General features: G+C 72.0%; 15 protein-coding genes. 5 read left to right on the top strand and 10 right to left on the bottom strand.

Annotated features, from left to right (window positions below; translation table 11 throughout):
* The first annotated feature begins 357 nt into the window (after positions 1 to 357).
* A complete protein-coding gene (locus tag BI06_RS04285; RefSeq protein WP_051740356.1) occupies positions 358 to 888 on the top strand; it encodes a DUF6879 family protein in 531 nt (176 codons plus the stop codon).
* 91 nt (positions 889 to 979) lie between these two features.
* Here the strand turns inward: BI06_RS04285 and BI06_RS04280 are convergent, their stop codons facing one another.
* The 3 genes from BI06_RS04280 to BI06_RS04270 form a co-directional block, all read right to left on the bottom strand.
* Complete coding sequence (locus BI06_RS04280; RefSeq protein ID WP_043465159.1) at positions 980 to 1,291, bottom strand: hypothetical protein; 312 nt, start codon at positions 1,289 to 1,291, stop codon at positions 980 to 982.
* Positions 1,292 to 1,488: 197 nt separating this feature from the next.
* Positions 1,489 to 1,815 (bottom strand): hypothetical protein, encoded by a 327-nt coding sequence (locus tag BI06_RS04275; RefSeq protein WP_043465156.1) that lies wholly within the window; start codon positions 1,813 to 1,815, stop codon positions 1,489 to 1,491.
* A gap of 222 nt (positions 1,816 to 2,037) precedes the next feature.
* A complete protein-coding gene (locus tag BI06_RS04270) occupies positions 2,038 to 2,283 on the bottom strand; it encodes a hypothetical protein (protein WP_051740213.1) in 246 nt (81 codons plus the stop codon).
* Positions 2,284 to 2,508: 225 nt separating this feature from the next.
* Between BI06_RS04270 and BI06_RS04265 the strand changes: the two genes are divergently transcribed.
* Positions 2,509 to 3,135, top strand: coding sequence for a helix-turn-helix domain-containing protein (locus BI06_RS04265; RefSeq protein WP_043465154.1), 627 nt, complete (start codon positions 2,509 to 2,511; stop codon positions 3,133 to 3,135).
* A gap of 247 nt (positions 3,136 to 3,382) precedes the next feature.
* Here the strand turns inward: BI06_RS04265 and BI06_RS04260 are convergent, their stop codons facing one another.
* Complete coding sequence (locus BI06_RS04260; protein WP_043465150.1) at positions 3,383 to 4,141, bottom strand: DeoR/GlpR family DNA-binding transcription regulator; 759 nt, start codon at positions 4,139 to 4,141, stop codon at positions 3,383 to 3,385.
* A gap of 64 nt (positions 4,142 to 4,205) precedes the next feature.
* On the opposite strand from BI06_RS04260, the gene BI06_RS04255 reads away from it, so the two are divergent.
* The gene (locus tag BI06_RS04255) at positions 4,206 to 4,916 is read left to right on the top strand and encodes an NUDIX domain-containing protein (RefSeq protein WP_051740355.1); all 711 of its coding nucleotides are present in this window, start codon (positions 4,206 to 4,208) and stop codon (positions 4,914 to 4,916) included.
* Between the two features lie 33 nt (positions 4,917 to 4,949).
* Here BI06_RS04255 and BI06_RS04250 read toward each other — a convergent pair whose 3' ends face one another.
* Positions 4,950 to 5,852 (bottom strand): LysR family transcriptional regulator, encoded by a 903-nt coding sequence (locus tag BI06_RS04250; RefSeq protein ID WP_043465146.1) that lies wholly within the window; start codon positions 5,850 to 5,852, stop codon positions 4,950 to 4,952.
* Between the two features lie 133 nt (positions 5,853 to 5,985).
* On the opposite strand from BI06_RS04250, the gene BI06_RS04245 reads away from it, so the two are divergent.
* The gene (locus tag BI06_RS04245) at positions 5,986 to 6,279 is read left to right on the top strand and encodes a DUF1330 domain-containing protein (protein WP_030392098.1); all 294 of its coding nucleotides are present in this window, start codon (positions 5,986 to 5,988) and stop codon (positions 6,277 to 6,279) included.
* Between the two features lie 171 nt (positions 6,280 to 6,450).
* Positions 6,451 to 6,939, top strand: a complete 489-nt coding sequence (locus BI06_RS04240) for a hypothetical protein (RefSeq protein WP_043465143.1) — start codon at positions 6,451 to 6,453, stop codon at positions 6,937 to 6,939.
* A gap of 113 nt (positions 6,940 to 7,052) precedes the next feature.
* Here the strand turns inward: BI06_RS04240 and BI06_RS04235 are convergent, their stop codons facing one another.
* From BI06_RS04235 to BI06_RS04215, 5 genes are all read right to left on the bottom strand, one after another.
* The gene (locus tag BI06_RS04235) at positions 7,053 to 8,222 is read right to left on the bottom strand and encodes a DUF6183 family protein (RefSeq protein ID WP_233289998.1); all 1,170 of its coding nucleotides are present in this window, start codon (positions 8,220 to 8,222) and stop codon (positions 7,053 to 7,055) included.
* A gap of 32 nt (positions 8,223 to 8,254) precedes the next feature.
* Positions 8,255 to 8,728: a hypothetical protein gene (locus tag BI06_RS04230; RefSeq protein ID WP_030392095.1), complete on the bottom strand. Its 474-nt coding sequence runs from the start codon at positions 8,726 to 8,728 to the stop codon at positions 8,255 to 8,257.
* Between the two features lie 6 nt (positions 8,729 to 8,734).
* Positions 8,735 to 10,846: a hypothetical protein gene (locus tag BI06_RS50280; protein WP_043465140.1), complete on the bottom strand. Its 2,112-nt coding sequence runs from the start codon at positions 10,844 to 10,846 to the stop codon at positions 8,735 to 8,737.
* Between the two features lie 297 nt (positions 10,847 to 11,143).
* Positions 11,144 to 11,881, bottom strand: coding sequence for a hypothetical protein (locus tag BI06_RS04220; RefSeq protein WP_043465138.1), 738 nt, complete (start codon positions 11,879 to 11,881; stop codon positions 11,144 to 11,146).
* Positions 11,882 to 12,019: 138 nt separating this feature from the next.
* The coding region (locus BI06_RS04215; RefSeq protein ID WP_043465134.1) for a bacterial transcriptional activator domain-containing protein at positions 12,020 to 12,726 on the bottom strand (707 nt) is incomplete at its 5' end.

Raw genomic sequence — 12,726 nt, 5'->3', positions numbered from 1 at the left:
CCGAGAAGGCCCCTCCATCCCCGCACTCCGAACGCCTTCCCGACCACCGGAGCCCACTCGACCCGAGGGACTCACCACCTCCCATTTCTCCACTGACGCCCAACTCCCTTGACACCAAAGAACATCTACACCACCACGAAGCAGCACCACCAACCGGCGCACACCGGTGCGAAGCCCCGTGCCGCACCTCTCCCCCGCCCCCGCACGCCGGGCGCGCACCACTCCGCTCCGCCTCGGCCCGGACGGGTCGGGAGGATCTTCGAGAATCAGCGCCCGAGCCTGCCACACCCGCGTCATCCTGGATCTCCGACCGACAGCAAGGGGAGCAACTCCCCGCGAGACGTGGACCGGGAGCCGATGCTGATCAGCTTCGAAGAGTTCGACGGCATGTTCGAGAACCTCGAGCACACGGCCTTCCGGCTGGAGACCCGCCGCAGGTACCGGTCCGACGAACAGACCGAGACCTACCGCCGGTTCGCCGCCGGAAGGGCGCCCGGCTGGGACCTGGAGGACCCGTGGTGCCTCTCGCGCCGCGAGCAGGTGGCCCTCGGCAAGCGGTTCGAGCGAGTGAGGATCATGGACAGCCCGCCCACTCCGGGACAGCGGTACCTGCTCGACAACTCCGGGCGGAACAGCGCCGTGGGCGAGGACATTCGCTACCTCTGGCGCACCGACGCCGCTCACCTGAGCCTTCCCGACGAAGACACCTGGCTGTTCGACTCGCGGGTGGTCGCCCTGTTGCACTTCGACTCCGACGACGATCTGACCGGCGTGGAGCTGATCACCGACCCGGTACAGGTGACTCGCGCCTGCCAGATCCGGGATTCCGCCTGGCACTTCGCCGCTCCGTACCGGGCGTTCCTTACCGAGGTACCGTCCGACGCGTGAGCACCGACTTCCGACAGAAGCACACCGGTTCTCACCGGCCGGGGCCAACCTGGCGATGTGAGAACCAGAAGCGACTGAACGGGCATGGCGCTCAGAGCCCGTCGCCCCATCCGAAGGTGAGGTTGTACGCCCGCTGGAGTGCATGCCGGCCGTGGTCCCCATCGGCATAGGCCCACGCGAGGGCTGCGGAGAACCAGAGCAGAAAGACTCCGCTGACGATGCCCAGAGCGATCAGCTTGCCGTACCAGCCGAGGAGGACCAGGGCGACGGTCACGATTGCCGCGCCGAGGTGGGCTCCCCGCGAGTCGAGCGGCGCGGTCTTGCGTGCCTCTCTGCGTTCGGCCCGTTCTGCGGCGAAGCGTTCCTCTCGAACAGCCTGCGACTCGTTCTCGTCGAAGTGCATCTCATCCCCCTGGCCCTGACGCTACCTGGACCCAGAGCACGTCGACAGAGGAGCACCGTGAAGGATGTGGATCACGTACTGAGTCAGTTTCCCCTTGGGTGGGCAACCGGACCCCCACCCGATCAGTTCACCATCCCGCAGCGCCTGCGCGTCCCGGTCGGCAAGCGGAGCACCGCACCTTGCGGCCCGGATGCACCTCAGCGTTCCGCGCCCTGGGGGCGCAGCTGCGGGCGATCGAGCACTTCGATGTACATGATCCGGCCGTCCACGACGTCCAGGGCCACCATGCCTTTCGAAGGCAGGAGCGGCACGCATCGATGGCCGACACCGTACGGCTGTCCCGGCGGATGAACTGCCGTCCGGATGCTCTGGCAGAAGTCATCGCCGCAGTCACACACACCTACCAGGCGAACCTTCTGCACGCAGTCGGCGAGGTCGCGTTCTCCTTCACCCTCCAGGAGGGCGGTCAGCTCGGCGACGAGGTCCGGATAGACGTCGCGAACAAGGGGGTGGTCCTGCTCCATGAGCCAAGGGTAACCAGAGCAATAGGGCGCCTCTTCGGACTTGGATCTGACGAATGCCCGTAGAATTCCCTCCATCGTTCCCGGCGCCGGTCACACGAGGAGCGTCGGATCCGGCCCGGAGAGATCAGTCCGCCCTGGCCCTGGGATCGGTCGGGGCCGGTGCGGTGGCGTCGCCACTCCGTGATGCCTGCCGCCGCCCGACCGGGTCCTGCTTCGGCAACATCACTCGCTGATCTGCGTGTGCGTCGGCCCCGAGTCGTAGCGGTCGAGAAACGCGTTCTCCGGGAGGTCGAGCGCATGCAGTTTGGAGAACACCTCCGTACCCACGCCCACAGCCTCGTCACCACCGGAGATCCGGTACGCCTGCACCATGTCGAGGACTTCGAGACCGCCCTCCCCGGCGTACTCGGCCGACTCCCGCTCGGCCATTTCGATGGCCTCGTCGAGGGACCGCGCCAAGAACAGCACGACACGCTCCTCGTAGGGGCGGTTTTCCCAGGTCCGCCATCTGTAGAAGGTTCTGGCGCTTTACCACGCCTCCGGCTCGTGCCTCATTGTGATCTGCCATCCCTTCGTGCCGGACCATGATCGTCGCAAAGAAGGATCTGCGCTCGCAACAGGCTCTACTGCTGCAGCAGACATTGTCTGCCCGGTGGCAAGGGGCTCTCTGACAGCTCGTGGGAGAGTTCGGGTATGGAGATCGCCAATCGCACGCTGACGACGGACGTAATCGCGGCACTGGCGTACTGGCCCGGAATCATCTGGGGCGGCCAGGAGAGCCCTCCGGACCCGGTGGATCTCACTGTGCTGCCGCCCTTCTTCAACGAGGTGCTGCGGGAACTTCCCTGGTGGAACCGAGACTGGCAGATCAACCATGTCGAGCCGGGTCTTCCCCTGGAGATCGACAGTGATCACCACGGTCTCTCTTCACCGTTCACCGAAGTGTCAGTGCCAGGCACGGCCGGTTCCGGCAGTGGCGAGAGCCTGCCCTTCGTCGCGAAGGTCGGATTCGCGGGTGACCGACTGATCCGATTCCAGGCCAAGATCGGCGAGGTGGTCCTCGGTCCTGCCCTCGCCCCGGCTGGACAACTGGAACCGCACCCGTTCGCAAGGGTGCTCACGGGGTTGATGGACCAACGCGGGATTTCGGTCCGGGCGATGGCCATGGATACCGCACGGTCGATGTCCACCATCCACATGCTTCGCAGTGGAGCACACAACCCAGAGCCCCTTCTCACCCATGAGATCGCCAAGGTTCTGGGAATGTCCGAAGCGGACGTCAGAGTCATTGCCGGACTCGACGACGGCAGTCCGCAGTAACTGACAGGCAGTGACGCCATGATCCGGAGTCGGCACGCCTTCGAACGACGCCCGCCCTGGTGATCACAGCGCGGAGGCAGTTGCCGACGGCGCCGCCCTCAGACCGTGGAGCGGGTCGCCGGGACCGTGGCCGGAGTGGGAAGTCGGGCAGTCCGACTTCCCACTCCGACGGCTCGTCACCCGGTCGTCGTCGCTGCCAGCCCGGCCGGCCCCGGCCGGTCCGTGATCCCGCGTCGCCCCGCAACTGTCAGTCGGCCGGCAGGACTTCCACTCCGAGCGCCCGGATTCGCTCGACGACGGCGTCGTGCGGGTCGGCGTCGGTGATCAGTCCGCTGACCTTCTCCCAGGGCAGGACGCGGTACCGCGAGGCGGTGCCGATCTTCTCGGAGGAGGCGAGGATGTAGGTGTCCGCCGCCCGGGCTGCCAGGGCACGCTTCATCGCGGCCTCCTCGGCGTCGGCGGTGGTCAGGCCCGCCTCGGGGTGGACGCCGGTGACGCCGAGCAGGCAGAGGTCGGCGGAGACCTGCTGCGCGGCCTCGACGGCGGCGGCGCCGCAGGCGACCGCCGAGTGCTTGAAGATCCGGCCCCCGAGCAGGAAGAGCTCCGCCTGCGGATGGGCGAGCAGGGCCGTGGCGATCGTCGGGCTGTGGGTGATCACGGTGCAGGCCAGGTCCTGCGGAAGCGCCCGGGCGACCGCGAGGGCGGTGGTGCCGCCGTCGAGGATCAGCGTGCCGCCCGGCGGCACCAGCGCGGCGGCCACGGCGGCGACCTTCCGCTTGCCGTCCGGGGCCACGCTCTGCCGGGCGGCGTAGTCCACCACCGCCGGGGAGACGGGAAGCGCGCCGCCGTAGACCCGCTGACACAGTCCGTCGGCGGCGAGGTCGCGCAGGTCGCGCCGCACGCTGTCCTCGGAGATCCCCAGCTCGGCGGCGACGTCCTTGGCGACGATCTTGCCCTCACGGGCCAGCAGGCCCAGCAGGTGTTCGCGCCGTTCAGCAGCCAGCATCCGCATTCTCTCCTGTTCTTGCACGTTTCTGCATGTATCGTAGCGCTCCATGACCGACAAGCCCATGCGCGTCCCGACCGCCGGTCCCGACCAGGACATCGCCGCCGGCCGCCCCGGCCTCGACACCCCCGACCACCGCGGCCGCACCGGCCTCGACCGGGCCGGGCACGGCCTGAGCCGCAACCCCGACGTCCGGGTCCGCGACGTCGAGCTCACCTCCCAGGGGTGGCACGTCCTGCGGCGCACCACCTTCGACTACCGCCGCCGCGACGGACGGTGGGAGACCCAGCAGCGCGAGACCTACGACCGCGGCAACGGCGCCGTCGTCCTGCCCTACGACACCGGACGAGGCTGCGTGCTGCTGACCCGCCAGTTCCGCTACCCGGCCTACGTCAACGACCACCCCGACGGCATGCTCGTCGAAGCCGCCGCGGGCCTGCTCGACGCGGACGACCCGCCCGCCGCCGTCCGACGTGAGAGCGCCGAGGAGCTCGGCGTCACCCTCGGACCGCTCACCCACGTCCTCGACGCCTACATGAGCCCCGGCTCCGTCACCGAACGCCTCCACTTCTTCGCCGCCCCCTACACACCGGCGGACCGGACCGGACCCGGCGGCGGGGTCGAGGAGGAGGGCGAGGACATCGAGGTCCTCGAACTGCCCTTCGCCCAGGCCCTCGCCATGACCCGCGACGGACGCATCACCGACGGGAAGACGATCCTGCTGCTGCAGTGGGCGGCCCTGGCCGGGCCCTTCGCCCCGGCGGGCGACCGCTGAAAGCTCCACGGGTCCCGCTCGGCCCCTGGCGTGTCAGTCCGGCGGCCAGTGCAGCTCGTGCGCCAGGGCTTTGGCGACGGCGAGGAGGCGACGATGCAGCGGCGACTGCTCCTGCGGGAGGACCAGGTGGATCGTCAGCCCGGGCGCGCCCCGCAGTGGCCGCCAGGTGAGACCGTCCGGCTGTACCGCGGCCGCGGCCTCGCCGGCCGGGGCGAGGGTGACCCCGTCGCGCAGGTCGCGCTGGGACATGTCGAAGGAGACCGCCGGCGTGTGGAACCGGGGGTGCGGCCGAGTGTCCCGGAACAGTGCGGACAGCTGGTCGTGGACCACGGGGTTGGCCGAGCGGGCCGGGAGTCGCAGCGGATACGCGGCCGCGTCGGCGATCTCGATCTCCTGGCGTCCGGCCAGCGGATGGTGCTGCGCCAGCTGGACCCCGACCCGCACCCGCCGCAGCAGCACCCGGCGCACTCCACTGCCCGGCTGTTCACCGCGGGTGATCCCGGCGTCGATGCGGCCGTCGGCGACCGCGGGGGAGATCTCCGGTGTCGCCATCGGGACGGCCTCGACCTGGAGTCCGCTGTTGCCGCGAATCAGCCTGTCCACCAGGGCCGGTGTTGTCCCGGCCCCGGTGCTGAGGCTGTATCCGATGCGCAGCGCGCCCAGTTCACCGGCCGCCGCGCTCCGGGCGGTGTCCCACGCCCGGTCCAGCGCCGCCAGCGCGGGCGGGGCGGAATCCGCCAACGCCGCACCGGCGGCGGTCAGTTCGACGCTGCGCGTGTTGCGGACCAGCAGGGCCGTACCGAGTTCCGCCTCCAGCCGGCGCATCCGGGCGCTGAGCGCGGGCTGTGCGACACCGATCCGTACGGCCGCGCGGGTGAAGTTCAACTCCTGCGCCAGCACCAGGAAGTAGCGCAGGCTCACGGTGTCCGGCGCCAACGTGGCCTCCCCGCCGATTGATAACGATCCGTTCTGAGGCTATCCCGAACCGGTCTTTCCCTCGGCCGCACATCAAGCCCTAGCCTGCGGATATGACGAGTCGGACGTGTCCGGCCGAACACAGGAGGTTTCCGTGGCCAAGGGCTATTGGGTCAGTGTCTACCCCGCCATCTCCGACCCGGAGGGGCTGACCGCCTACGACAAACTGGCCCGCCCGGCCGTCCTGGCCGCCGGCGGGCGCGTCCTGTCCCGCGGCAGTCGGGTCCTCGCCCACGAGGCCGGAATCACGCAGCGTGCCGTTCTGGTCGAGTTCGACAGCTTCGACCAGGCCGTCGCGGCTTACGAGAGCGAGGAATACCGGAAGGCACTGGCGGCCCTCCCCGACGGCTACGAGCGTGACTTCCGCATCGTCGAAGGCACCGACTGACCGGGCGGGGCTGCCGACACCTCATTGCTTCACAGAACCGGCCTGCCCGGAGGTCGGAGTGGGAAGTCGGCCGGTCCGACTTCCCACCAGCACGTCGGCCCGCGCTCGGCGAGAACGTGCACCGCCCACCCCGTACGAGCTGGGGACAAACCGCCCTGGTTGGATAAAGCTATGAACAGCCACCAGGAATCAGGTCTCTCGAAGAGCGTCTGGAGCGATGCCGACTTCGAGGACATGGGCTGGCACGACGCCACCATTCACGGTCTGTACGTGCAGCAGACGGATGACATCCTGCCGAGGCTGCTGCTCGACCTCGACTACATCGTGCGCTGGGTCCACCCGGTGAAGCCGGCGAAGAACTTCTCCTTCTGGATCGCCCCTGCGACGCTCGTCTTCGAGGAGGTCTGGGACCTCGAGGGCGACCTCGGGTTCAAGGGCATGCACCCGGAGCTGGAGATCGCCGACATTCACCGGCTGGTGCCGGACGACGGCAAGCAGGACTGGTCGCAATGGCACATCGAAGGCCACGCCTTCGACCTGAAGTTCCGCGCGTCGGGCTTCCGCCAGTACATCCGGCAGACCCCGCGGCTCACGCCGGGCCAGGTCCTGCCCGCCGCCGAGCGCGGCGGTTGCTGCTTCACCGAGGTCGGCTTCGGCTGAGCAGGTTCGTACCGCACCTCGTGGAGCGTGGGCCGAAGGGGCACGGGCCGGTCCCTCGGGGCTGCTGTCGGAGTGGGAAGTCGGGCGGTCCGACTTCCCACTCCGGCACGCCGTCAGTCGGTCGTCGTCGCTGCCAGGACCGCCAGGCGGCGGCCGTCCGGGGAGACGGCCAGTACGCCCAGGTCCCAGACCACCCGGTGGAACCACGGGGTGTCCGCGCTGAAGCGGTACCACGCGCAGGCCCGGACGTGGGCCTCCACCTCGCTCGCCGGGGCGTCCGGCGGCGCCCCGGCGAGGGCGGCCAAGGAGCGCCAGGCGTGGAGCCGTCCGTAGGCGCCGTAGCAGGCCGAGTCGTACGCGCCGCCGGTGGAGGAGGCGGCGAACAGGAACCGCCAGACCTCGGCCGCTTCGACGGGGACCACCCCGAACGCGGTCTTCCGCCCGGGCTCCGGCAGCTCGCCCAGGTCGGTCAGGCAGTCCAGGCCCAGCGCGACGAGTGCGCCGGGCAGGGCGCCGGGTTCCAGGGGCTCCGGGTACGCGAAGGTCCGCGCCTCGACGCGGCCCTCCGGCTCCTCCGGGTGCTCGGCCCAGTTCGCCACCGCCGCCGCCACGGCCCGAACGGTGGCGGCGGTCGTCGTCTCCACCGCCGCCGGAGCGGCATCGAGCCGGGGTGCCGGGTAGCGATCCTCCGGGTCCGGGTAGGGGAACCCGCAGCTGCTGCCGTCGACCGAGTAGGCCGGCAGGTCCGGGTCCCGTTCCGGCTCCGCCGGCACCAGCGGCAGCGCGGCCAACGGATGGTCGCGCCAGTGCGGGGAGGTCGCCCACGAGGCGATGCCCGGGGTCTCCGCCACCGGGACTCCCCGGAGCACCAGTTCGTGCAGCAGGCAGGCCCGCAGCTCCTCTGAGGCGGCGACCCCCTCCTCGTACACCGGGGCGAGGTCGGCGGGCCGTTGGCAGGACGCCAGCACCGAGGCCACGTAGCGGTCGTGCTCCGGATCGTCCGGCCTGCCCGCGGCGAGCAGCCGCAGCAGCTCGCCGACATGCCCGGGACCTCGGGTCACCGCCAGCAGGCGCACCAGGTGGTCGAAGAGCTCGTCGAACGCCGCCGATGCGTCGGAGCCGGCCGGCATCGAGCGGTGCCGCGGTGCCAGCCCGATGCCGAGGTCCGCCACGAAGGCCGCCCCGTCGCGCTTGAGGCGACGGCGGGCCAGCCGCTCCAGCGTCCGGGCGTTGCGGTCGGTCATCGGCGTCGTCATGAGCTTCGTCAGCTCGTCGTCGTCCACGGCGGACGAGCATACGACGCGGCCGGTGTCCGTCAGGGCGTGGGTGTGCGGTCGCGCGCCATCGCCCGGGTCTCCCACGGGGCGAGGTCGTCGTGGAACCGGCGGGACTCCCGCCAGGTGCCCTCGCCGGTCAGTGGGACGCCCAGCAGCACCCAGCGGCGCGAGGTCGAGAAGTCCATTTCGATCTCGCCGGCCATGACGGTCCGGAGGAACTCCAGCGCCAGGCACGTCGGAACCCAGTCGAAGACGTAGGCGTCGCAGATGATCCGGCAGGAGTCGGAGCCGTCCGCGACCATGACGACGAAGGAGTGGCCGGTGGGTGCCTCCAAGTAGAGGTCGACGAGTCGCGGCGGGTCGACCGGCGCCACCTCCACCGACTCGAAGAGGCCCGACGCCTCGATCGCCGCGACGAACTCCGACAGGTCCGCCTCCGGCCAGGGCTCACCCGTCCGCAGCGAACCCTTGAGGGAGCGGCGGTTCTCCCGCCACGTCGACCAGAAGCCCATCGCCGGTCAGGCGGGGTCGGCGCCGGTGGCGGTGGCGGCGAGGGCGGCGAGGTGGCGTTCGGCGGCGCGGAGCTTGCGGCCGTCGGGGCCCGGGAGGTAGGCGCGCAGTTCGATGATCTCCGGGGCGATCCGCAGGGCCTCCTCGCGGTCCGGGATCGCCCGCCAGCAGGCCTCCGCGTTGGTCGCCGCGTGCTGGGTCTCCGGGTGCTCGGGGCCCTCGCTGCGCAGCAGGGTCAGGGCGACCTCGCGGTAGATCCCGGCGGCCTCGGCCGTCCGGCCGGCGAGCCGGGACACGTGGGCGCGGACCTGACGGACCTGCAGGACGGTTGCGGACACCGGGCCGTGCTCGGCGATCGCCTCCAGTTCCAGGGCGAAGGCCAGGTCGGTGGCGGCCGCGTGGTCGCCGGCGTCGGCGCTGCGGACGATCCGGCCGATGACCTCGCGGTAGTCGGCGCGGGGCTGGGTGTGGTCCGGGGAGGGGGTGGCGTCCGACGGGGCGGGCTCGACAGCTTCGCGCTCGACAGCTTCGGGCTCGGCCTCGGCCTCGGACGCAGGCTCCTCGGGGGAGGCCGCGGGGGCGTCCTCGGGCTCGGCGTCGCTGGGCGGCGCGTCCGCCGGGGCGGCGTCGGTCGGTTCCGATTCCTCGACGGGCTCGGGATCGGGCACGACCTCGGCGACGGGCTCGGACGCGACCTCGGCCTCGGGCACGGGCACCACCTCGGCGACGGGCACGACCTCAGGCACGGGCACGATCTCGGGCTCGGGCTCCGCCGCCGGCTGCCAGGCGCCGGCCTTCCGCAGGTCGACCGGGTACGGCGGGAGCGGCGGGGTGGGCGGTACGCCCGGCTTGAGCAGGTTCACGCGCCCGTCGGACGCCCGCACGGGTGCGGCAGCGGCCGGGGCAGCGGCAGCGACGGACGGCTTGTCCAGGGTGACGGCCGGACGGGGCCCCGGCACCGCGTCCTGCGCGACGGCGGCCTCCCGGGGCGACTCGCCCCACGGCCGGTCGTCCCAGGTGACCTCGTCCGGCGCGGCCGGGCGGGGCAGCACGGCTGCCGGGCTCGGGGCCTCGTACGGGGCGAACTCGGTCGGCGCCCCCTCGCCGCGCCGCGCCGTGTTGCGGAAGAACGGGCGGTCCGGGGCGTGCGTGCTGACCACGATCACGTCCGGGCGGAGCACCGAGTAGACCTGGTGGCGCAGTTGTTCCGGTGCGAGGACGGCCTCGCCGCCCGGGCGGCCGCCGTGCAGGGCCTCGATCAGGGCGCGGGTGAAGGTGCCGATCTGGTCGGGGTCGGGGCTGACCACCGCCCACAGCGGCAGGCCCTCGCTGAGGGACGCGAGGTCGCCCTGGAGCAGCGACCAGGCGTTCTGGTCGGCGCTCAGGTCGGCGACGACGAGGGTCTGCCACTCGGCCGGGCGGTGCCGCAGCTCGCCGGCGATCGACTGCCAGGCGAGGCCGTCCTGACGGATGCTGCCGGGCTTGGAGTCGCGCAGGGTGAGGTGGAGCTGGCCGCCGCGCTTGTCGGCGAGCAGGTGCCCGCCGAGGTGGACGAGCAGCGGTCCGGGGTGGCGGGCGGCGGCACGCAGGTGGGCGAGCACGGTGTGCGGGTCGCTGGCGCCGGGCAGGTGCACGGCGTCGACGGTGTCGGCGGCCAGCAGCACCTGCGGGGAGACGGCGGCGAGCATCGCGGACAGCACCGGGGCCTGGGCGGGGCCGCCGCGGCCCCAGGTGCGGCGGCCGGAGGTGCCGTAGCCGCCCTCGACGACCAGGATCCGACCGCGCGGGCCGCTGCCCAGGGCGCCACCGATGCCGGGCAGGCCGTGCGCGGGGGTGGCACCGGGGAGGGTGAACGGCAGCGGCGTGGCGCCGGCCGGGGCCGGGACGACGGGCGCGCTGCCCATGGCGGGCATGCCGGTGACGGTCCATCCGGTGGACGGCGCGGGCGGTCCGGCCACCGGGCCCGGGGCGGGCTGCGGGACTGGGGCGGGCGGCGCGGGGGCGGGCTGCGGCACCGGTGGCTCGTAGAGCGCGGCCGGGCCGGGCGGGTGCTCCTCGTAGGCGTTGCGCGCGGACCTCGGCGGTACGGCGTCCTGGGGGCCGGGTCCGGCGTCCGTCACGGGGTCGGAACCTCCGGGGACCGCCGTAGTCTCCGCCATTTCCAGGTCACCGCCCCGCCCCGCCGCTGAGCGGCGTTCTGCTGCCTCGTACCCCGCTGTGGCACCTGTCACCACACCATAGGCGCCACCCTACGAGATCGGGTGACACCGGAGCCAGGCCGGGTGGGTGAACGGTGACCCGCACCGGGACACCGCAGGCCGGGACAGGGCCTGGAGCCGGGCGCGGAGCAGGAAGTCGACCGGGCCGACTTCCTGCTTCGCGCCCGGTCCCTGCCGCGGCAACGTCAGCAGCGACCGTCAGCAGAACTCGCCCATCCGGTCGGCCACCACGAAGTCCGCCCCGCAGTCCGTGCAGCGCGCGCCCCCGAAGAGGTAGGTCAACGCGGTGGCCACCTCCCCCTGGCCATCGCCCAGCGCGAGGCTGTGGAGGCTCAGGCCGATGCCGTGCAGTTCACCCGGGTCCGCCGGTCGCAGGGGCGCCTTCTCGACGTCGTCGTGCAGGGCGTAGTCGCCGCTCGTGGAGAAGTAGCCGTATTCACCGATGGCGATGAACAGGTCGGTCTCGCAGCGCGGACAGGAGGTCTGGTACTCCTCGTGCACGAGTCCGCAGGCCAGTTCCTCGCCCCAGACCGGTACACCCTCGAAGGCCAGGACGGCTTCGAGCAGGTAGACGTAGTCGGTCCGGTCGGGAGCCGTCCGCAGGTGCTCGTTCGCCCTGCGCAGCAGGACGGCGATGTCCTGGGCGTGCTTCGCCCGGAGATCGCCGACCTCGTTCAGCTGGTCCGCACCCGCCACGATCGCGGCTGCCAACTGCACGGCGTTCACCTGCTCCTTCGGGTCGGCGGCGGTCGCGGCGATCGCCGTCAGCCGGGGAAGCGCCGCGAAGCTGGCCGAGTAGACACTGCCCTGATGACAGAGGGCCGACCAGAGCGCACTCCAGTGCCCGTCACTCGGATCCGCCTCGATCCGGTCGAGCAGGGCGGGTATGTCTTCCGCGGAGCCGTAGGCGTGGCTGAGTTGCGACCAGTCAGTCATACGGAGATCCCATCAGACCGCTGTGACAGCCGGCCGTTCCCTGCCCCATGAGGCAACCGGAACGGGGCAGGACGCGCCGCGCCCCGCTCGGCGCGCGGGCCGGGCGGGGCGGGGCGGGGGTGCTGGTGGGTCGGTGGGTCAGGAGCCGGCGAGGAGGTCGCGGAGGAGGGCGATGGTGTCGGCGTCGAGTTCGCGGCCGGTTCGGCGGCTGAGGGCGTCGAGGCGGTTGACGGCGCGCAGGAGTTGGTCGCGGGCGCCGGCGGAGGCGTAGGCGTAGAACAGGTCGCGGTGGAGGAGTTCGACGTCCGGGGCGACGGCGAGGCCGCGGAAGACGGCGGCCTCGGCGCTGCGGTGGTCGCCGTACTGGAGGCGGCGGGCGGCGAGTTCGTGGGCGGTGTCGACGATCGCGGCGATCATGTCCTGCCGTTCGGCCTCGGCCCAGCCGTACGAGGCGGGCGGGGCCTCCGCGAACGGGGCACCGCGGACCAGGGCGAGGGCGTGGGCGAGGGCCGCGTCGGCGGTGGCGCTGGTGCTGCGCATGCCGCGCCGGTAGAGGCTGCGGAACTCGTCCCAGTCGCAGGTGACGGCCGGGGCGAAGGTGCAGCCCTCGGCCTGGCCGGTGACCAGCAGGGGGCGGCCGTCCGAGGCGGTGCCCAGCCAGGCCGCCAGGTCGGTGAGCTTGTCGGCCAGCGGGTTGCGGGCGTCGGCGGCGGTGGGGTGCGGGTCGAGGTGGGCCGCGCCGGGGTGCAGGTCGTGGTCGAGGGCGGCGCGGTCGGCGCCGGGGCGCAGGGCCAGGTAGGCGGCGAGCTCGGTGAGCCGGGCGATCGCGCCGGGTTCGGCGGTGC

It is taken from the genome of Kitasatospora sp. MBT66 (genome assembly GCF_000710405.2).
GTDB classification, from domain to species: Bacteria; Actinomycetota; Actinomycetes; order Streptomycetales; family Streptomycetaceae; genus Kitasatospora; species Kitasatospora purpeofusca.
Note: the sequence above shows the minus strand (reverse complement) of the source record. Positions and strands in the feature narration are given on the sequence as shown.